Origin of the sequence: Streptoverticillium reticulum (assembly GCF_047456005.1) — a bacterium.
GTDB classification, from domain to species: Bacteria; Actinomycetota; Actinomycetes; order Streptomycetales; family Streptomycetaceae; genus Streptomyces; species Streptomyces reticulum.
This window is the reverse complement of the sequence record NZ_CP179755.1, coordinates 3967525-3987141: the sequence shown is the minus strand read 5'-3', so window position 1 is coordinate 3987141 and position 19617 is coordinate 3967525. Positions and strand designations below refer to the sequence as shown.

The window sequence follows — 19617 nt, the reverse complement described above, 5'->3', positions numbered from 1 at the left end:
TAACTCCGCTATCAGTGCGTTGGGGGAAGCTGGCCTCGGTATGGACCGAGGCCTCAATTCCTCCTGGTAACGGAGAAGTTCGGCCATGTCATGTGGCTGCGTACTACACGAACAGCGGGACCGGGTTGAGGTCCTCGTACCGGGTCGGCTCCGGGAGCCTGCCCAGGGCCACCGGCACGTCGAAGAGGCGGCCCGGGGCGAAGCGGGACCAGAAGGGGCGCAGCCCGGGCACGACCACCTTGACCACGGGCAGCCCGATGTCGGGGCGGGTCTGGTCGAGCACCAGCAGCTCCATGCCGTGCGCGGCCACGAGTTCGGTGATCGCCTCGACGTCCTCGCGCAGGTCGGCGCGGGGCGTGTAGGACCAGTCCGCCGGGGTCCGCGCGGCCTGTCCCGGGTCGGCGGCCAGATAGGGCCGGCCGGCGACGGTCGCCTCGGTCCACCAGGTGTACGCCTCACCGTCGGTGACGGTGTAGCCCGTGCCGTCCGGGCGCGCTCCGGCGACGCCGGGGAGCAGCTGGCCCATCTCGGTCAGCGCGCGCCGCAGCGCCACTGCCGGGTCGAAGTGGGCGCCGAAGCCGAAGACGATGTCCTCGGCGGGCTTGTCGGTGCGCCGGGACAGTGCGGCCATGACGGGGATGCCCAGGTCCGAGGTGAGGTCGAGGACCCACACCTCCCGGTTCAGTCCGCGGTAGCCGTCGAGCAGGCCGGACAGCCAGGGCGCGTCGAAGGAGGCGAGGTCGACGGCGGGCTGCCGGGTGCGGTTGTACCACCACAGCGCGACCGCGTCGCGCTCGACGAGCTCGAAGAAGCCCTGGACGATCGCGTCCTCCAGGCTGCTGCCCGCCGCGTTGCCGTTGGACTCGGCGCGCAGCCCGTCGGCGCCGTCGCCGCCGAAGTAGAGGAGGGAGGTGGGCAACAGGCGCTGCTCGCCGCCGGTCAGCGACCAGACCGGTGTCCAGTCGGTCTCCGTGTCCTCGTCGAACGGGGTGCAGACGTACTGGAAGTGGGAGTTGACGGCGTTCGTGCGGTCGCGGTCCCGGTACTGCCGCTCGTCGTACAGCTGGCAGGTGCCGGGGTGGACCGCCGCCGGGCCCAGCCCGCGCAGCGTGCCGCGGACGGTCGGCTCGTCGCCGTGCCGGGTGCCGCAGTACCGCTCGACGGCCTCGCACAGGGCGCTCACCCGCGCCTCGGTGGGGGTCAGGCCCTTGCCGCCGCTGAACGAGCGCAGCCCCGCCCGGAGTCCGGCGAGGGTGCCGGAACCCAGGGCCAGGTTCTGGCCGGAGACGTAGGCGTGTGCGAACTCCGGTGCGTTCGGATCGCGTTTGACCTCCTTGACGATGCCGGTCACCGGTCCCGAGAGGTGCCCGTACGTCTCCCACATGACCTCGGGGGAGAGCGCACGGTTGCCGCCCTCGCCCGAGGACTTGGCCTTGGGGCGGGAGACGGGGACGACCGGGGCGCTCGCCCGGGCCGCGACCACGCCCGGGTCGCCGCACCCGGGGCACTGCGGGCGGCGGACCACCTTGTGGCGGCTCGTCTCCAGGCCCAGGGTGTCGACCGTGGTGATCAGGTTCTGGCCGTCGTGCCGCACGCCGGCCAGCCACTTGGCGGCCTCCAGCACGGCCGCGTTGAGACCGACTTGGCGGCCTGCGGCCAGCGAGGCCTCCGGGCGGCGCAGCGGGCCGTCGAGGCCGAGGGCGCGCTGCACGGGCTGCTCGGAGCGACGGTGCCCCCGCAGCCGCTCGGCCAGGCAGTGCCAGCAGGCCCCCTCGTCCGGCCGGAACACCGGACCGATCCACGGCGTCGCGCCGCCCGGCTTGGCCAGCAGGTACGGGCGGCCCGACGCGCGGTGCTCGGCGTCCAGCGCGGCGAGCCGCGGGTCGAGGTAGTCGTCGCAGAGCACCAGGGTCAGTGCGGCGTCCCCCGTCTGCCGCACCGCGAGGCCGGAGGCGCGGCAGGCGGCCTCGGCCTCGGCCGCGTCCGTGCCGCCGAGCGCGACGACGCGCACGGTGGCGGTGAGGAGCTCGCGGGCCGCCCGGTCGCCGTCCAGACCGGCCAGGTCCCAGTACGCCGCCCCCGCGGCGTCCGCCCCCTCGGCGGCCCGTATCCCCACCAGTCCGGCCGCGGCGAGCTGTTCGATCGCGGCGCGGGCCTGCCGTGCGGGGATCGCCCGTGCGGCGAGGCCCACCACCTCGTCCGGCGTCCGGCTGCCGTCCAGCAGCGGGGCCAGCACCTCGGCGTGTGGGCCGCGCAGGGCCGTCACGCCCCGCTCCGACATCAGATAGACGGCTTCCCCCGGCACGACCGCCGCGTGGAGATGGCGCCGGAACCCGATCCGGGGCCCCGCGTGTCTTGCGGCGTTCGTCGTTCCCATCGTGTTCCCCCCGTTGACTGCCACGACCTTCGTCCCCCTGTCGTCCCCCCGTGGCTCGTCAGGCCGCGAACCAGCCGGTGGCCTGCTCGGTGTCCGGCAGTGCGAAGAGCGTGAAACCGATGCCCGCACTCAGGGCCGCCGTCTCCAGGTCCTCGATGACCAGGCCCGCAACCGCCTCGCGGCCGGTGGCAGCAGCGGTGTTGACGTTCGCGTTGATCCCCATGACGTTTCCCCCGTCGTGTGTGTTTCCCCAGTTATGGAATCGGCTCGTCCGCTTCGCTCAAGTCGTTCTCGAGCCGACGAGATGATTCTTGGAGATCACGGCGACGTGCGACAGTGCTGCCGTCATGACCCCGGCATGAGATTTTCACGAACTGGATCATGAGGGGATCACTGGGCACACCACCCCCGCTCCTGCGAGCCTCTAGTGGCGTCCGGGCAACCGCTCCGGAACATCTCGAACGGGGGAACAGCACATGGAGATCGCAGTCCTGGGACCGCTGACGGCCAGTCAGAGCCACACCTCGATCGTGCCCACGGCGGGCAAGCCGCGGCAGATCCTCGCCCTGCTCGCCCTGCACGCGGGGCGCATGGTGACGGTGCCCACCCTCATGGAGGAGATCTGGGGCGAGGACATGCCCCGCAGCGCCTCCACCACGCTCCAGACGTACATCCTGCAGCTGCGCCGCAAGATAGCCACGGCCCTGTCCGCCGACGCCGCCCGGCAGGCCGGCGTCGAGCCGCGGGAGGCCAAGGACGTGCTCACCACCTGGTACGGGGGCTACCGCCTCGACGTGCCGGCCGGTTCCGTGGACGTCCAGGACTTCGAACGCCTGGCCACGCAGGGCCGTACCGCCCACGAGCTGGGCGACCACCGCGCCGCCTCCGACCTGCTCGGCCGGGCGCTGGAGATGTGGCGCGGCCCCGCCCTCGTCGACGTGCGCGTCGGTCCCGTCCTGGAGCTGGAGGTGCTGCGTCTGGAGGAGCTGCGCACGAGCACCCTGGAACGGCGCATCGACGCCGACCTCCGCCTCGGCCGGCACGCCGAACTCCTCGGCGAACTCCACGTGCTGACGAAGCGTCACCCCATGCACGAGGGCTTCTGCGGACAGCTGATGCTCGCCTACTACCGCTCCGGCAGCGCCTGGCGCGCGCTCGACGCCTACCAGCGGCTGCGCGGCACGCTCGTCGAGGAGCTCGGCATCGAACCGTCGCCGCGCACCCAGCAGTTGCAGCACGCGATCCTCGCGGGCGAGGCCTGGCTGGACCTGTCGGACGTGTCGGCCGCGCCCGGCACGGGACTCCGCTCGGCGGTCGGCGCGTGACGCCGGTGCGGCCCCTGTCCGTCGGCGTTCTCGGTTGTGCGGACATCGCCTGGCGCAGGGTGCTGCCCGCCCTGGCCGGTGCCGGGGAGACCCGGGTCGCGGCCGTGGCCGGCCGGAACCCGGAGAAGACCCGGCGCTTCGCCGAGCGCTTCGGCTGCGCGCCCGTCGACGGCTATGCGGCCCTCCTGGAGAGGGACGACGTCGAGGCGGTCTACGTCCCGCTCCCCGCGGCCCTGCACGCCGAGTGGGTGGAACGGGCGCTGCTGGCCGGCAAGCACGTGCTGGCCGAGAAGCCGCTCACCACCGACAGCGCTCGCACCGGGCGGCTGCTCGCCCTGGCCCGCGAGCGGGGGCTGGTGCTGATGGAGAACGTCATGTTCGTCCATCACCGGCAGCACGCCGAGGTGCAGCGGCTGATCGACGGCGGTGCGATCGGTGAACTCCGCTCCTTCCGGGCCGTGTTCGCGGTCCCCGAACGCCCGGCCGGCGACATCCGCCACGTGGCCGCCCTCGGCGGCGGCTCCCTGCTGGACATGGGCGTGTACCCGGTGCGCGCCGCCCTGCATTTCCTGGGACACGGTCTGGAGGTCGCCGGCGCGACCCTGCACCGCCCCGCGGACCGCGAGGTCGACACCGCGGGCTCGGCCCTGCTGAGCACCCCCGAGGGCGTCACCGCCCACCTGCTCTTCGGCATGCAGCACGCCTACGGCGCCGCGTACGAACTGTGGGGCTCCCGGGGCCGCATCCGCGTCGACCGCGCCTTCACCCCGCCCGCCGACCACGAGCCCGTCCTCCTCGTCGACGGCCCCGACGGCACCGGACGGCTCGTGACCCCCGCCGACGACCAGGTCGCGGGCACCGTCCGCGCCTTCGCCCGCGCCGCCCGCAACGGTGCGGCCCCGCCGCAGGACATCGCGGACTGCCTGCGCCAGGCGGCTCTGCTCGACCGCATCAGGGAGTGCGCGGGGGCGTGAGGCCGCCGCCCGACACCATCCGCAGACCCACGGCGAGGGCCGCGATGTCGTCGTTGAGCCCGCCGCCGCTGTAGTGCAGAAGATCGCGGTGCAGCTTGTCGAGCAGATCGCGGGGCTGCGGTGCGGTCTGCTGCCGCATCCAGTCGTTCAGCGGGAAGAACTCGCCGTTGCGGTTGCGGGTCTCCGTGACGCCGTCGGTGTAGAGCAGCAGCTGGTCACCGGGGGTGATGTCGAACATGTCGACGCTGTACTGCTCGCCGATCAGGTCCGCGAGGTTGAGCAGTGGGGAGGGTGCCGTGGGCGTCAGGACGCGCAGCGTCCCGCGGTTCAGGAGCAGCGGCGGGGGATGCCCGCAGTTGAGGATCCCGATCCGGTCGCCCTCGTGCGGGATCTCGACGAGGAGGGCGGTGATGAAGCGCTCCATCAGGTCGTCGGGGGCGAACGCGGCGCTGTACCGGGTGCTGCTGGCCTCCAGGCGGCGCGCGATGCCGCTCAGCCCGGGCTCGTCGTAGGCCGCCTCCCGGAACGCGTTGACCACGGCCGCGGCGGCCCCCACCGCCGGCAGTCCCTTGCCCCGCACGTCGCCGATGAGCAGCCGGACCCCGTAGGGGGTGTCGGCCGCCTCGTAGAAGTCGCCACCGATCCGGGCCTCCGCCGCGGCCGCCAGGTAGAGCGCCTCGACCTGGATCTCCCGGAAGGAGCGCGGCATCGGGCTGAGCACCACCTTCTGCGCCGCGTCGGCGACGAGCCGGACCTGGAGGAGCGACTGCTCCCGCTGGAGCCGGACGTGACTCCCGTACGCGGCGGCCACGGTGACCGCGACGATCCCCGCTCCCGTGTACCAGACCCCCAGGTCGGGGAAGACGATCCCGAGGCCGATCATGAGCAGCAGGCAGACCGTCCCCAGCAGCACGGTGGGCAGCACCGGCCACATGGCGGCGGCGAGCGCGGGCGCCGCGGGCAGCAGGCGGCTGAAGGCCATGCTCCTGGGCGTGGTGTAGGCGACGCTGGCGATGACCACGGTCAGCAGCACCGGCGACAGCAGCACGGGGGGCCACCGGCCGTGGGGCCGACGGGGCCGCGGCCGTCCAGGCTTGATCACGATGCATATCATATCGACACAATCCGGACACAGGCCTGCGGTCGGCCGCCGGGGAACGCCGAAGGGCCCCGCTGTAAGCAGCGGGGCCCTTCGTGCCGCGTGTGATCACAGCAGTGCATGGTCTAGCCCGGACGGTTGCACTCCAGTCAAAAGACGGCAATGATTTTCATCTAGAGTTGATATGAAAATCATTTCTATCTACGTTCGAGGTGAGCCACGCACGCCGGAGTGGGCCACCGCGCCACCGGTACCGCACGAAGGAGCCCCCCATGCCCCCCACGCCCACCGCCGCCACGTCCCGATTCCCGCGACCATCCGTACGGACCGCCCTCGTCGCTGCCGTTGCGGCCCTGACGGCCGTGACCGCCACCGCCTGTTCGACCTCGTCCTCCTCCGACTCGAAGGCGGGCGGCAACGCATCGGCCGCGAGCGGCTCGGCTGCGGGCAAGAAGATCGAAGTGGTGGCGGCGGAGAACTTCTGGGGCAGCATCGCCACGCAGCTCGGCGGCGACCGTGTGCACGTCACCAGCATCATCAGCAACCCCGACACCGACCCGCACGACTACGAGCCGAAGGCCGCCGACGCCCGTACCGTGGCGGGCGCCCGGTACGCGATCGTCAACGGCATCGGCTACGACGCCTGGGCCGACAAGCTCCTCGCCGCCAACCCGGCCGGCGGGCGTGCCGAGTTGAAGGTCGGTGACCTCGTCGGGGTCAAGGAGGGCGGCAACCCGCACCGCTGGTACTCGCCGGACGACGTCCACAAGGTCATCGAGAAGATCACCGAGGACTACAAGAAGGCCGACCCCGCCGACGCCGCCTACTTCGACCAGCAGAAGACCGCCTACGAGACCAAGGACCTCGCCCCGTACACCAAGCTCATATCGGAGATAAAGAGCAAGTACGCGGACACGCCGATCGGCGCATCGGAGTCCATCGTCACCCCGCTGTCCGAGGGGCTCGGGCTGAAGATGCTCACCCCCGAGACGTTCCTCGACGCGATGAGCGAGGGCACCGACCCCACGGCCAAGGACAAGGCCGCCATCGACGACCAGATCAAGCACCAGCAGATCAAGGTCTACGTCTACAACTCCCAGAACTCCACGCCCGATGTGCAGGCGCAGGTCAAGGAGGCCAAGGACGCGGGCATCCCCGTGGCCACGGTCACCGAGACCCTGGCCCCGGCCAGCACCACCTTCCAGCAGTGGCAGACCGCCCAGCTCCAGGGCATCGAAGAGGCCCTGGCCAAGGCGACCGGGCGATGATCGAGGCCATGGAACCGGCAGTCCGGGCCGCCGAGGCCCGTGCAGTCCGGGTCCCTGCCTCCCGGCAGGCGGCCGAACCCGTGCTCGAGTTGTGCGACGCCGCCGTGCGGGTGGGCGGGCGCACCCTGTGGTCGGGGGTGGATCTCGCTGTTGGAGCCGGGGAGTTCACCGCCGTCCTCGGGCCGAACGGCGTCGGCAAGTCCACCCTGGTCAAGACGGTGCTGGGTGCCATGCCGCTCGCCGCGGGCGAAGTGCGCGTCCTGGGGGAGCGTCCTGGTCAGGCCGGTCACCGCATCGGTTATCTGCCGCAGCGCCGCAGCTTCGACGCCTCGATGCGGATCCGCGGCATCGACGTGGTCCGTATGGGCCTGGACGGCGACCGCTGGGGCGTACCGTTGCCGATCCCCGGCCCGCGTCGGCGGGCCGCCCGCGAACGCGTCGCCGAGGTCGTCGAGTTGGTAGGGGCGAGCGCCTACGCCCACCGGCCGGTCGGCGAGTGCTCCGGCGGCGAACAGCAGCGGCTCCTCATCGCGCAGGCTCTTGTCCGCCGACCGCAACTGTTGCTCCTGGACGAGCCGTTGGACAGTCTGGACCTGTCCCATCAAGGCGGCATCGCCGCGTTGATCGGGCGGATCTGTCACCAGGAGGGTGTGGCCGTGGTGATGGTGGCGCACGATGTGAACCCGATACTGCATCACCTCGACCGGGTCGTGTACCTGGCCAGGGGTGGCTCCGCCTCGGGTGCCCCACAGGATGTGATCACGTCCGAGACCCTGACGGGGTTGTACGGCACGCCGGTCGAGGTGCTGCGGGCGTCCGACGGGCGGCTGGTCGTGGTCGGGCGGCCCGATGCGGCCGGGGATGGCCACGGGGACGGCCACGGGGACGGTCATGTCGGCTGATCCGCTCTGGTCGTGGAACCTCGTGGGAGACGTCCGGCAGATGTGGTCGTACCCGTTCATGGTCAACGCCTTCCGCGCGGGCGCGATCGTGGCCGTGGTCTCCGCCGCCGTCGGGTGGTTCGTGGTGCTGCGGCGGCAGACCTTCGCCGCGCACACCGTTTCCGCCGTCGCCTTCCCCGGCGCCGCCGGTGCCGTGCTCCTCGGAGTCGGCGCGGTCTCCGGCTACTTCACGCTCTGCGTCGCCGCCGCCCTGGTCATCGCGGCCCTGCGCGGCACCGGCGACCGCGAGGAATCCGCACTGACCGGAACCGTCCAGGCCTTCCTCCTCGCCTGCGGGTACCTCTTCACCGCCCTCTACAAGGGGCTGCTGGAGGGGCCGCAGACGATCCTCTTCGGCACGTTCCTCGGCATCACCACCACCCAGGTGACCGTCCTGCTGGGCGTGGGCATCGCCGTACTCGCGGTGCTGGCGCTCATCGGCCGTCCGCTGCTGTTCGCCTCCGTCGACCCGCGGGTTGCCGCCGCGCGCGGCGTACCGGTGCGGGCGCTGTCCGTCGTGTTCCTGGTGCTGCTGGGGGCGGCGACCGCCGAGGCGAGCCAGATCACGGGCACCTTGCTGGTGTTCGCCCTGATGGTGATCCCCGCCGCCACCGCGCAGACCCTCACCGCCCGCCCGGCGGCGAGCCTGCTGCTGGCCGTGGCGCTTGCCCTCGTGGCCACCTGGGCGGGACTGATCGCCGCCTACTACTCGCCCTATCCGCTGGGGTTCTTCGTGACCTCGTTCGCCTTCGCCGGATACGTCCTCGCCCTGGGAACGCGTGCGGTGCGCACGGCCTTGCCGGGCCGGCCGGTCGGGGAGGTCGCCTCATGACCGCGCTGTCCCAGCCGTTCTTCCAACACGCTCTTCTCGCCGGGACGTTGATCGCGGCCGCGTGCGGCATGGTCGGCTACTTCCTCGTGCTGCGCGCCCAGGTCTTCACCGCCGACGCGCTGAGTCACGTCGCGTTCACCGGCGCCATGGCCGCGCTCGCCATCGGCTACGACCTGCGGCTGGGACTGTTCGCCGCGACGATCGCCATCGCGCTGCTCTTCGGCGCACTCGGCCGCAAGGCCCGCCCGGACGACGTCGTCACAGGGAGCGTCTTCTCCTGGGTCCTCGGCCTGGGCGCGTTCTTCGTCACCCTCTACACCACCTCCCGCAGCACGGCCGACGGAACCGCGGGCGTCAGCGTCCTGTTCGGCTCGGTCTTCGGCATGTCCGCGGGCCACACGGCAACTGCCGCACTGCTGGCGGGAGGTGTCTGCGTGCTGATGCTGACCGCTGCCCGGCCGCTGCTGTTCGCGACGGTGGACGAGGCCGTGGCCGCGGCCCGGGGCGTCCCGGTCCGGCTGCTCGGTTACGGCTTCCTCGCCGTGGCCGGGGCGAGTGCCGCCGAGGCCACCCAGGCGGTCGGCTCCCTGCTGCTGCTCGGCCTGCTCGCCGCCCCTGCCGGAGCCGCGATCCGGCTGACCGACCGCCCGTACCGGGCGCTCGCCCTCTCCGTAGGGCTTGCCGTGGCGGAAATGTGGACGGGCCTGTTCGCCTCGTACGCGGTGCCGAAGATGCCGCCGAGCTTCGCCATCATGGCCACCGCCACCGCCGTGTACGCCGCCGCCTTCCTCATACGGCGCCCTGTCCCGCGCACCAGTTGAGGCACGAGCGGAGGAGTACCGCGATGGCAGACGACCGACCGCAGTCGACTCTCCCCACTCTCCACGACATCGCGCTGATCGGCCGGGCCACCCAGCAGCGCGCCGTGGTGCTGGGTGCCCTGGTCGTGGCGGAAGGTTTCATCAGCGCCCAGGCCCTGCACAAGCGGCTGGTGGCCGACGGCTCGCCCGTCGGCCTCTCCACCGTCTACCGCACCCTCACCGCGCTGGCCGAGGCCGGCCGTGCGGACGTCTTCCGCGACACCAACGGCGAACGGCTCTTCCGCCACCGCCCCGGCCCCGACCACCGCCACTACCTCGTCTGCACCGAGTGCGGCCTCAGCCTGCCCGTCGAATCCGGCCCGGTGGAGAAATGGGCGGACCGGATCGCCCGGACCTCGGGGTTCGCGAACGTCCGGCACGCCGTCGAGCTCTCCGGCATCTGCCCGGACTGCGGCCGCCGGAGCGCGGTTCGGGAACGGACACGCTGAAGATCAGTGGTCGTCCCAGTGCCCGTCGTGCGGGGCGTGACGGTGCCCGTCGTGGATGTAGTCCATGTGGTCGCCGTGCGGCACGGCGACGTGACCGCAGCCCGCACCGTGCTGGTGCGCGTGCTCCTGGTGGACGGTGTGCCCGGTGGGCTCGCACTCGTCGGTGTGGTCCTCGTGTATCCGGTGCAGGTGCCCGTCGTGGGCGTAGTCGACGTGGTCGCTGTGCGGTACGGCAACGTGACCGCACCCCGCGCCGTGCTGGTGGGTGTGGTTCGCGTGAGAAGTGTGCGTGCTGGTCAGCATGGCAAAGCCTTCTTCCTCCCCCGTGATCGGATGTGTCCGGTGGGAGAGCTTGCCCTTCCAGTGTTAACCGCGCCGGTGATTCACGAAAGGTGGCAGAAGTCGGCTGGAAACATGCCCCCGCAGCGGACGGTGACGTGAGCATCTGGCCGCCACTGCCTCGTTGCAGTTGTCGCCCCTCTTGCGGCCGTGAACCGGCCGGGTGTTCGCTCGACGGGAACGCCGTACGAGCGAAGGAGGAGCGCTGACCATGACCGTTCACGCGCCGACCCCGACATGCAGCTCAGGCTGCACCTGTGGTCCCGGCTGCACCTGCGGATGCCAGTCCGGCGGCCCTTGCCAGTGCGGCGGTTAGCCGAACACCGCTCGCCGGGTGCCGTCCCGCCGGGGCAACCCTGGCGGGACGGCTGACGCCCGGTGCCTGCGCCTCAGGCGCGGGCTGTCTCAAGCCCGTGATCGTGCTCACAGACGGCGTCGTCCAGCCCGTGGGCGTCCCAGACGGGGAAGGGATCGGGCCAGGACGTCCCTGCCTCGTCCGGCTGTACGAGGCAGGAGGAGAGCGCCTGTTGCAGTGCCTCCGGGCGCAACGCCGTGCCGATGAAGACGAGTTCCTGACCCTGTCCGCCCGGCTCGCGGGCGCCGGCGGGCTCGAAGCGGGCCACGGAGCCGGCCTGTGACCACAGTCCGGTCACCCGGTCACGTCCGGCCAGCCAGAAGAACCCCTTCGAGCGCAGCACGTGGCCGTAGGCCCCGGAGTCGAGTTTCTCGGTGACGAACGTCCACAGCCGTTCGGGGTGGAAGGCCCGCTCGGCGCGGAAGACCGTTGAGGAGATGCCGTACTCCTCGGTCTCGGGGGTGTGGTCGCCGTTGAGCTCCCTGACCCACCCGGGCGCCTGCTGGGCGCGCTCCAGGTCGAAGAGGCCGGTGCCGAGGAGCGCCGAGGGGGCCACCCGGCCGTGCTCGGCCGGCACGATGCGGGCGGCCGGATTGAAACGGGCGAGCGCCGCCCGGAGCCGGTCGGCTTCGGCCGCGTCCACCAGGTCGGTCTTGTTGACCACGATGACGTCGGCGAACTCGATCTGGTCCATGAGGAGATCGCTCACGGTCCGTTCGTCGTCCTCGTACTGGTCCAGGCCGCGCTCCGCGAGGCCGTCACCGCCTTCGAGTTCGGGGAGGAAGTTCGCTGCGTCCACGACCGTGACCATGGTGTCGAGCCGGGCCAGGTCGCCGAGGGTGGCGCCGTCGTCCCGGGGGAAGGCGAAGGTGGCGGCGACGGGCATCGGTTCGGAGATCCCGCTCGACTCGATGAGGAGGTAGTCGAAGCGGCCTTCGCGGGCCAGCCGGTCCACTTCTTCGAGGAGGTCGTCCCGCAGGGTGCAGCAGATGCAGCCGTTGGTCATCTCGACCAGACGTTCCTCGGTCCGCGACAGCGCGCCTTCGCCGCCCCGCACCAGCGCGGCGTCGATGTTGATCTCGCTCATGTCGTTGACGATCACGGCGACGCGCAGCCCGTCGCGATTGGCGAGGACGTGGTTGAGCAGGGTCGTCTTGCCCGCGCCGAGGAAGCCGGAGAGGACGGTCACCGGCAGCCGGTGATCAGTGGCCATGGCCCGTCAGCCCTCCGGGTGCAGCAGCCCGCGCTCGTACGCCTTCACCAGGCGCTGCGGCACCAGATACACGGCGCCGTCGACGGTGACCGGCACCAGCTGGGGCGTGCTCGCCTTCCACTGGGCGCGGCGGTGGCGGGTGTTGGAGCGGGACATCTTCCGCTTGGGCACGGCCATGGGAACGAAGACCTCCGTCGTCGGTGCGTGCCGGCCACGCTACATGAAAACGGAAACCGTTACCAGGTTGGTGGTGGAGGGAGGAGCAGCCGCTCCCGATGCGTCCAGGCCGACTGGGGCCAAAACTGGGACCACATATGTCGAAGGGCCCCGCTGCAAGCAGCGGGACCCTTCGACATCGTGCCCGGTGAGGCACTGGCGGAGGATACGAGATTCGAACTCGTGAGGGGTTGCCCCCAACAGGCTTTCCAAATGTTCGTCTGCCCGTCCGACAGGGGCCATCACTGTCCTGGCCTGCGGAGTAGCGGTCTGGCTGCCTCCCTCTGGGCGGCCCCGGATGGAGGCGAATGCAACCAGAACTGCAACCACCGCCGAATTACTTGCCGGGTTCCGGGCCGTACCACTGGAGGGGCTGCCCGGTCGTTGCGGCGATGCACTCGAAGTCGTGGTCGCGATGGAGCAGGGTGAGTCCCTGCAGCTCAGCCGTCGCGGCGACGACGAGGTCGACCGCTCCCGCACTTCGGTGCTTCCCCTGCTTGGTGAGGGCTTCCTGGACCTGCCAGGCCCGGTCGTAGGCGCGGTCGTCGACGGGAACCCAGCCGAAGATCAGCCGCATGTCCTCGATGCCGCGCGCCCGGTCCGCGGCCGAGCGGGCGCTGTGGAAGAACTCCAACTCCGTGATGGGGCATGTGGCGATGAGTCCGGCGGCTGCTGCCTGGTCCCAGCCGTACTGCTCCGCGTCCCCACGCAGGAAGCGTGCGAGCGCGCTGGTGTCGATCAGGAACTGCGCCGCGTTCACCGCCGGTAGTTCCCCTTGTTCTCGAACAGCTCCAGGTCGAAAGCGCCCTCGTCGGCCGCGGCGCGGAGCCGGGTGAGCGCCAGGGCACGGCGCCGGTTCTCCAGCACCTCGCGCAGGGCGGTGTTGACCGTCTCCTTCTTGGTGCTCGTCCCAAGGGCTTTCGCCACGTCCGCGACCAGCTCGTCGTCCAGATCGATGACGGTCCGACTCATGCGCGCCTCCTGATATCGGATATGGGATCAAGTATATCTTGCGAGGTGCATCGGGTTCCGGTCGGATCGCCGGGTTCTATGCGGGCAGCACGCCGTGGATCCGGGAGAGGGTGAAGACGCGCTCGGCTTCGCGCAGGTGGCACCAGGCTTCCAGGTAGGGCGGGTCGAGTTCCAGGCTGCTGAGGGTGCGGACGGTGCGACTGCCCGAGGTGGCGACGTACTCGACCGTGATGGCGGTGCCGGCGTCGATGGCGTGGGCGAGCTGACGGACATCGCTGTACGACAGGTGCTTCGCGTATCCGGCGACGATCTCCTCGGTGTCCGTCCCGAAGGGGACCCCACTGCCGAACGGGTCGGGTTCCGGCGCGGTCGGTGGTGCGGCCAGCAGTCGGGCGGCCAGGACATCCATGTCGGCGGCGGCCCGGCCCTCCGACGTGCGGATGGCCGTGCTTCGGGTGCCGCGCTTGTCGCCGGTCTTCCGAGGGGCCGGAACGGGAGCGGCCGCCCGCTGGGGCCGGACCTTCTCGACGCGTACAGTTCCCCCGGCCGTCTCGGCGACAGGGGCGTAGCCCTCGGCGCGGAGCGCTGTGAGGGTCGTGTCGAGCGAGCTGCGGCTTACGAGAACAGTCGGCGCGAGCTGCCGCAGGCCGAGCTTGGCGAGCTTGTGGTGGGCGGCGAGCTCGGCGAGGAGCGCCGGCTCCTCGCCATGGAGGACGCAGGCGGCCGGAGCGATGCGCACGCGGCCGTGGCCGCGTGCGGTGTCGGCGATGAGATAGGACAGCGGCTGGGGCAGGGGGCCGGCGGCGATGGCGGCCAGATCGGCTGTGATGTCCCCCGGGGCGCGGCCTGCGTCCAGGGCCCGTCGGATGCTGCCGGAGCTGAACCGCCACACCGACGCAGTGCCACTGGTTTCCCGGTCCGCGGTGGCATCCAGGAGCACGGCGAGCCGCGCGGCCGGTGTGCCGGCGACGACGGCGGTGAGGTCGGCGCCGATTCGGGCCGTTCCAGTGGCCGGGGGCAGCAGCCGTCGGCAGGCGGCAGTCAGTCCTTGTGCGTCGTCGGCGAGCAGATGGGCGCCGAGAGCCGACAGGGCGCCTCGGGCGATCACTCCGAACAATTCGGCCTCGCGGATCACCGCGGCGAACGGGGTGGCGTCCATGGGCAAGGTGTCGGCGAGCGGGCGGTGCCAGGCCACCGTCGGTCCGAGATCGGAGGCGGCCTTCACACCCTGGCCGGCCGGGAGCTGCGCCGCTGCGGCAAACAGCCCGTGCCGGGCCTGGCGGCAGCCGCTACAGGGCGGTGCCCCCGCGAGGGCGGGGAGCACCTTGTTGTCCTCGTCGCGCGCCTGGGTGGGGGTGAGCGGCAGGTTGCGCCATGCCTGGAGCAGCATGGCAAGCCGCTCCGCGGGCTCCTGTTCCGCCCAGACGTCGTATGCCTTGGTCGGCGCCACGCGATCGCCGTCCCGGGCCAGCAGCCCGGCCGTGTACGCGGTCTCCAGGGTGATGCGGACCACGGCATCGTCGGCCTGGGCGGCCTTGCTGATCCGGGCCAGCTCGCGTGCGCCGATCCCACCGGACTTGAGTCTGGCCGGCGGAGTCGAGGAGCAGGCCGAGAGGACCGAGGCGGCATGGGCGGCGAACGCCGTGGCCGCTGCAGCGGCCTCCCGCTCCACCTCGGCGGAGGTGACGGACACCAGCTGAGCAGAGGGCGGAAGCGGGTCGAAGGGGGCCTGCCAGCCGGGCCCGCGCAACGCCAGCGCGACTTCGACGGGCATGCGCACAGGACCGTACCCGTGGCGGTCCTGGATCAGGAGCCCCCGGTCGAGTGCCCACCGTGCCCCCGGTTCGAGGACGGGGTCAGGGGTACCGAACGTGATGACCTGCGGCTGCCTCGGCGCAGACCCCGCTCGGCAGGCCAGCAGCTTCTGCGTGATCGCGGGTGCTCGTGCCACCACTCTGGCGATGGCTTCCGGGTCGCTGTGGTGTTCCACCAAGGCGGCCAGTCGCTGCTGCTTGGTGCCGGGCGGCTTGATGCCCAGCGTCACCAGCATGCCGCGCAGCTCGTCCGAGGAAGCGCCCGCCAGCAGCTTCTCCAGGGGAGTGTCCAGCCCCAGAGGGGCGTCCCACGCCTGCCGCAAGGATGCGGCCATGCGGAGTGTCCCGTTACCGTCCGGCCAGACCAGCGCGTGATCGGCCAGTGTCTCCAGCACGGCGTCCAGTCCGCGGGCGGCTTCGCCGTCTGTCGCTCCCAGCAGCTTCGCCAGGGCGTCCGGCGTCGCTGGTCCTCCCAGTGCCGCCAGCGCCTCGGCTGCCTGCAGGCACGGCAACGTGAGCCGTGGCAGGGCGAGAGCCACCGACCCCGGGCGCTGGAGGCGGTCCGCCAGTTCCCCCACCGTGCGCGGCTCCGGAGGTGACACCGCGTCGTTCCGCGTCGCGAGTACGCGCGCCAGGCGCGGGCCGTCGAGACGGCCCAGCCAGGCTCCCAGCGTCGATCGGGACTTCATAGGGGTGCACCTCGTCACGCCGGGCCGCAACAGCACCGGAGCCGCTCCGGCACAGGGGCCCAGCATGGCGCATTCGACTTCGTCGCCGGTGTCGAAGTAGGCGGATTCCCCATGGGCGTCGGCATCTCATGAGCGGCGTCGCTCACAGAAGGGTTGAAATGTCCCGAAGAGAGGCATACAAGTGCAACCGGAAATGCAACCAGCGCACGCCGAAGAGCCGAGCCGCAATCGCGGCTCGGCTCTTCGTTTCGCCTGGTCAGGCGACTGCGGAGGATACGAGATTCGAACTCGTGAGGGGTTGCCCCCAACACGCTTTCCAAATGTTCGTCCGGGGGTTCGGGAGGGTGCGGGGCGGTGCCGGCCTGGGGCGGAGCTGTTGACGGGTGGGCTGGCGGACCCCGCTGGACGGGGGCGAATGAGACCAGAACTGAGACCGCGGAACCGCCGGTCGTTGCTGGTCAGCGCCCCTTGGACGCCCCGCGAGACTTCGCCAGGAGCGGCTGGCGGACCAGCTATGTCGTGCTCTCTGGGTCGGTGAAGGGCCGGAGGAGCTCGTTGAGGGCCAGGGCTCGTTCCTTGAGAGAAGCCGGCAGGTTATCGAACGCTTGCTCGTCGTCTGGATAGTTGCCGTAGAGCGCGGCGAGTGCGGCTTCGAGCGCGTCCTCGCGGTCTGGACACGACCACCCGGTGCCGTCGGCGATGGACGCGCCGACGTCGTGCCAGACACTGGGCCGGTCCTCTGTGGAGGTTCTGCCTGTCAGCCCGGCGAGGTGGGCCACAGCACTGGGCGTGATGAACGCCTGGACCGCCTTGTCGTTCCCTACCTGCAGGTGGGACCGGATCTGCCCTGGGGCGACACGCTGTTCCTGCAGGTAGGCCGTAACCGTGCCGATGAGGAGATTCAGGTGTTCCAGGGCGTCGGTCAGGTGGTACAGCGTCATGCGCTGCCACTCGTAGAACGGCAGGCCCGTGTAGCGGGCGCGATGGATTGCGTCGTTGAGGTAGCGGCAGATGACGTAGGCGTGGAAGCGGACGAGCCCTGACAGCTCGCTCGGCACCGGTCCGTCACTGGCTGGTGCCCAGGGAGGCTGGTTGATTACACCTTCGCGGTGGGCGAGTCGCTCGTCGCGGAGGTCCTTCAGGGCGGCCTGGTAGGGCTGCCCTGTCGCCTCTTGGCGTGCACGTGTGGCGTTTTTCTCGGCTTGACGGCGAGTCACGCGATTCCCATCCGGCGGCGGCCCCGTGATCTGTCGCCTGCTGGGGTGTGGTCAGACGAGTCGACTGGAGTGATGCCGCGAGGCGTCTTCGGGTCGTGAGCGCTGGACGTGATCACGGGCCACGTCAGCTGGACCGAGGCCGTCACTAGGCGACCGCTTTGGTCAACGAGCCACCCCTTCGCCCGGTCACGCTGGCCAACCGATCTATGCAGAAGCGGCGTCAAGGCGGCGGAGCTGCCAGCGGCTGCTTCTACTGCGATCCGAGTCGAGGCCGGAGACTGGTGGGGCGTCGGACGGGCTCGCCCAGCTGGCTCCACAGCCGGTCTCCTGACCGGAGCAGGGTCCAGCCGAAGGTGCGGTGCAACATCAGCTCCCCGACACCGAACCCACCCATCATCCGGACCAGGAATCCGGCCTGGTCCAGAAGGCGATGCTGTTCACGGTGGGTAGCGCTGCTGAACCCTTCAGCGCGAGCACCAGCTTCGATCGCTTCCAGGCGCTTCCTCGCCTTCCACCGCGCCGTCCGTGCCTCGGCGTCTAACTCGGCGTCAGTGAATACATGCCCGCTCGCACGCCAAAATGACGCCACCCACTTGCGGTGGTATTCGATTGTGCCTTCCTCAGCAACGCGGTTCGTGTGGCGGGTCATGACATCTTGAGCGCTCTGCAGTTTCCCTAGGACTGGGGAGGGGCACAGGAATATCCCGAGGCGGCCGTAGCCATCGAACTCGCAGTAGGTGTAGTCGGCAGCCTGACGGATCTGTGCGGCGTCGTCGCGGTATCCGTTGGCGCGAGACGGGAGCTTGAACTCGACGCCGAACACCGGCTCGTCGTCGAACCAGGGCCCAGGGTCGCGGGGCCGGAGAACGGCGTCCAGACGCAGGGCCTTGCCGGTCGGGTACAACCCGGAGACTTCGCGCTGGATGTGGAAGTGCGGCCTCAGCTCGCCGAGGACGGTATCGGCGAGCTGCTTCTCGTTGATGTACTGGCCGGGCTCAGGCAGAAGCAGGTCGGCGTAGTTCATGCACTCAGGGTGGCACCGGCCTCTGATACCAGGTAGGGGGAAGGCAGAGGGGCCCAGCTCGGCTTGAGGCTCGATGGCGCCCCTGGAGTCTGCCCACTTGAACGACATCGTCGTCATACATCGCGAAACAGCGGTACGCCCCTGAACGCAGTGGCCAATGTGAACGGGGCAGGGACAGGGTGACCGTAACCACCAGAGGCGCTGGAAGCAGACCTACGGCGCATAGCGTTGGCACACACGGGTTGTCGGCACAACGGGTGGGGTGTCACGTGCCTTGGTTGCCTCGATGTGCAGTTCGGAGGCTAGACGGTTGGGGCCGACCTCCATGAGGGTCTGCACTGCGCTGGTGATGTGGGCGCCTTTCCACACGCCCGTGTCCGGTGTGCTAAACGGTATGACCGCGATGCCGTAGCCCACGAAGGGTGCCGGGTGCAGGTAGCGCATTCCTCCTGTGCCACACAGGTACGTACGGGCTCCGATCGCTGCGGTCAGGTCGGCGAGGCGCTGCGAGCGTCCTGGCCGGGCCGAAAGACCGCTGCTGCGGAGGACGCGGCCTCGCCAGTCGAGGAGGTCCAGCAGGACTCGGGTGGACGCCTCGGCGACGGCCGCTGTCCGGTCGCCGGTGAAGGAATCGAGAACTGGGGCTAGCGCCTGCTCGAAGGCGGGCCAGTGAGGGCTGGCCCCGTAGTGCTGCCGCAGCACGCGGATGGTCCGCTGCCGGGATCGGGCGGGCTCGGTCATGACCGCGTCCTTGATGAGCGTTTGGCGGCCAAGAGGGAGATGGGTGGGGATGGACAGCCATCGGCGGTCAGCTGAGTCGTCCAGGGCGGCGAGGCGGGTGCGGTGCTGGTAGTCGCGGCGGGTGAACTGGACGTCGTCCAGGACGATCCAGCAGTCCGCCGCGAATAGCTTGGCCAGTGTCGAGAGCCGGGGGAAGAAGTTGGGCTGGTGGATGGCACACAGTCCGCCCGGTGGCGGTTCAGGGGTTGAGCAGACGGCTGTCGAAGCCGTCGTCGAGGAGAGATTGATAGGCGGCATGCACGTCCTCCGGGACGTCTTGCTCGATAGCGAAGCCGAGCTTCGGATACTCGATCACCCGCTGCAGATCACCCACGAGCTGATCGACGACGAGCTTCTCGTCACCGATCGTCTTCAAGTAGTCGTCGAACTCCAGGGGCGCCGAGGCACAGATCACCTCCACCTCGGGCCAGACCTTGCGGGCAGTGGCGAACGCCCGTCGTTCCATGTAGGGCATGGCGACCAGCAGCACGGTCTTCACGGCGATCCCGGCCGCGGCCAGGACATCGCGGGAGAAGGTGATGTTCTGGCCGGTGTTCCGGGCCTTGGGCTCCAGCAGAACCGCGCCGTCCGGGACGCCGAGGGCGAGCGCGTGCTCGCGGAAGTGCACGGCTTCCCCGCGGGGGAATCGGCCTGGGTGGGTGGGGTTGGGCCCGCCGGAGAAGACGAGGGTAGGGAAGAGCCCGGCTTGATACAGCTCGGCACAGAACGCGGGGACGCCCAGGTCGTGGCTGCCCAGACCGATCGCGGCGTCCGCTGGCCGCAGTTGGTGGCCCATCTGGTGGTAGTCCCAGATCAGCCTGGCCCGCTGGCGCTGGTCGTCGGTGATGGCCCGCTGGGTGTCCGTCGTCACTG

20 protein-coding genes are annotated in these 19617 nt (G+C 70.6%); 7 read left to right on the top strand and 13 right to left on the bottom strand.

Translation table 11 applies throughout. The features are described from left to right. Positions 1-103: 103 nt before the first annotated feature. Both ACMATS_RS18065 and ACMATS_RS18060 read right to left on the bottom strand, forming a co-directional pair. Positions 104-2377, bottom strand: a complete 2274-nt coding sequence (locus ACMATS_RS18065; protein ID WP_414168463.1) for a TOMM precursor leader peptide-binding protein — start codon at positions 2375-2377, stop codon at positions 104-106. 58 nt (positions 2378-2435) lie between these two features. Next, positions 2436-2600: a hypothetical protein gene (locus ACMATS_RS18060; protein ID WP_414168462.1), complete on the bottom strand. Its 165-nt coding sequence runs from the start codon at positions 2598-2600 to the stop codon at positions 2436-2438. 253 nt (positions 2601-2853) lie between these two features. Between ACMATS_RS18060 and ACMATS_RS18055 the strand changes: the two genes are divergently transcribed. Both ACMATS_RS18055 and ACMATS_RS18050 read left to right on the top strand, forming a co-directional pair. Then, complete coding sequence (locus ACMATS_RS18055; RefSeq protein ID WP_390777048.1) at positions 2854-3702, top strand: AfsR/SARP family transcriptional regulator; 849 nt, start codon at positions 2854-2856, stop codon at positions 3700-3702. Continuing rightward, the gene (locus ACMATS_RS18050; RefSeq protein ID WP_414168461.1) at positions 3699-4676 is read left to right on the top strand and encodes a Gfo/Idh/MocA family protein; all 978 of its coding nucleotides are present in this window, start codon (positions 3699-3701) and stop codon (positions 4674-4676) included. Before ACMATS_RS18055 ends, ACMATS_RS18050 begins: the two co-directional genes overlap by 4 nt. Here the strand turns inward: ACMATS_RS18050 and ACMATS_RS18045 are convergent. Next, a complete protein-coding gene (locus ACMATS_RS18045; RefSeq protein ID WP_414168460.1) occupies positions 4654-5778 on the bottom strand; it encodes a PP2C family protein-serine/threonine phosphatase in 1125 nt (374 codons plus the stop codon). The two genes, ACMATS_RS18050 and ACMATS_RS18045, sit on opposite strands and share 23 nt — an antisense overlap. 269 nt (positions 5779-6047) lie before the next feature. Between ACMATS_RS18045 and ACMATS_RS18040 the strand changes: the two genes are divergently transcribed. From ACMATS_RS18040 to ACMATS_RS18020, 5 genes are read left to right on the top strand one after another with little or no spacing between them, the layout of a single operon-like run. Continuing rightward, positions 6048-7043 (top strand): metal ABC transporter solute-binding protein, Zn/Mn family, encoded by a 996-nt coding sequence (locus tag ACMATS_RS18040; RefSeq protein WP_414168459.1) that lies wholly within the window; start codon positions 6048-6050, stop codon positions 7041-7043. Positions 7044-7051: 8 nt separating this feature from the next. After that, positions 7052-7945 carry a metal ABC transporter ATP-binding protein gene (locus tag ACMATS_RS18035; protein ID WP_414168458.1) on the top strand — a complete coding sequence of 298 codons (894 nt, stop codon included), beginning with the start codon at positions 7052-7054 and terminating at the stop codon, positions 7943-7945. Then, positions 7935-8816 (top strand): metal ABC transporter permease, encoded by an 882-nt coding sequence (locus ACMATS_RS18030; RefSeq protein ID WP_390777043.1) that lies wholly within the window; start codon positions 7935-7937, stop codon positions 8814-8816. The genes ACMATS_RS18035 and ACMATS_RS18030 overlap by 11 nt, the downstream gene beginning before the upstream one ends. Then, positions 8813-9637: a metal ABC transporter permease gene (locus ACMATS_RS18025; protein ID WP_414168457.1), complete on the top strand. Its 825-nt coding sequence runs from the start codon at positions 8813-8815 to the stop codon at positions 9635-9637. The genes ACMATS_RS18030 and ACMATS_RS18025 overlap by 4 nt, the downstream gene beginning before the upstream one ends. A gap of 23 nt (positions 9638-9660) precedes the next feature. Next, positions 9661-10125, top strand: coding sequence for a Fur family transcriptional regulator (locus ACMATS_RS18020; protein WP_414168456.1), 465 nt, complete (start codon positions 9661-9663; stop codon positions 10123-10125). Positions 10126-10128: 3 nt separating this feature from the next. On the opposite strand, the gene ACMATS_RS18015 is transcribed toward ACMATS_RS18020, so the two are convergent. From ACMATS_RS18015 to ACMATS_RS17970, 10 genes are all read right to left on the bottom strand, one after another. Further along, entirely contained in the window at positions 10129-10428 is a 300-nt protein-coding gene (locus ACMATS_RS18015) for a hypothetical protein (protein ID WP_414168455.1), read from the bottom strand. Between the two features lie 425 nt (positions 10429-10853). Further along, on the bottom strand, positions 10854-12032 hold the full coding sequence (locus ACMATS_RS18010) for a GTP-binding protein (protein ID WP_414168454.1): 1179 nt from the start codon (positions 12030-12032) through the stop codon (positions 10854-10856). Between the two features lie 6 nt (positions 12033-12038). Then, the gene (gene rpmF / locus ACMATS_RS18005; RefSeq protein ID WP_390777038.1) at positions 12039-12209 is read right to left on the bottom strand and encodes a 50S ribosomal protein L32; all 171 of its coding nucleotides are present in this window, start codon (positions 12207-12209) and stop codon (positions 12039-12041) included. Between the two features lie 376 nt (positions 12210-12585). Continuing rightward, positions 12586-13008 (bottom strand): PIN domain nuclease, encoded by a 423-nt coding sequence (locus ACMATS_RS18000; RefSeq protein WP_414168453.1) that lies wholly within the window; start codon positions 13006-13008, stop codon positions 12586-12588. After that, positions 13005-13220, bottom strand: a complete 216-nt coding sequence (locus ACMATS_RS17995) for a type II toxin-antitoxin system VapB family antitoxin (protein WP_361525789.1) — start codon at positions 13218-13220, stop codon at positions 13005-13007. The genes ACMATS_RS18000 and ACMATS_RS17995 overlap by 4 nt, the downstream gene beginning before the upstream one ends. A 76-nt stretch (positions 13221-13296) precedes the next feature. Further along, positions 13297-15723: a helicase-associated domain-containing protein gene (locus ACMATS_RS17990; protein WP_414168452.1), complete on the bottom strand. Its 2427-nt coding sequence runs from the start codon at positions 15721-15723 to the stop codon at positions 13297-13299. Between the two features lie 512 nt (positions 15724-16235). Then, positions 16236-16940: a hypothetical protein gene (locus ACMATS_RS17985; protein WP_390777035.1), complete on the bottom strand. Its 705-nt coding sequence runs from the start codon at positions 16938-16940 to the stop codon at positions 16236-16238. A gap of 250 nt (positions 16941-17190) precedes the next feature. Continuing rightward, on the bottom strand, positions 17191-17964 hold the full coding sequence (locus ACMATS_RS17980) for a hypothetical protein (protein ID WP_390777034.1): 774 nt from the start codon (positions 17962-17964) through the stop codon (positions 17191-17193). A gap of 213 nt (positions 17965-18177) precedes the next feature. Continuing rightward, on the bottom strand, positions 18178-19002 hold the full coding sequence (locus ACMATS_RS17975) for a WbqC family protein (RefSeq protein ID WP_390777033.1): 825 nt from the start codon (positions 19000-19002) through the stop codon (positions 18178-18180). Continuing rightward, the gene (locus ACMATS_RS17970) at positions 18944-19615 is read right to left on the bottom strand and encodes a YdcF family protein (protein WP_390777032.1); all 672 of its coding nucleotides are present in this window, start codon (positions 19613-19615) and stop codon (positions 18944-18946) included. The genes ACMATS_RS17975 and ACMATS_RS17970 overlap by 59 nt, the downstream gene beginning before the upstream one ends. Between the last annotated feature and the right edge of the window lie 2 nt (positions 19616-19617).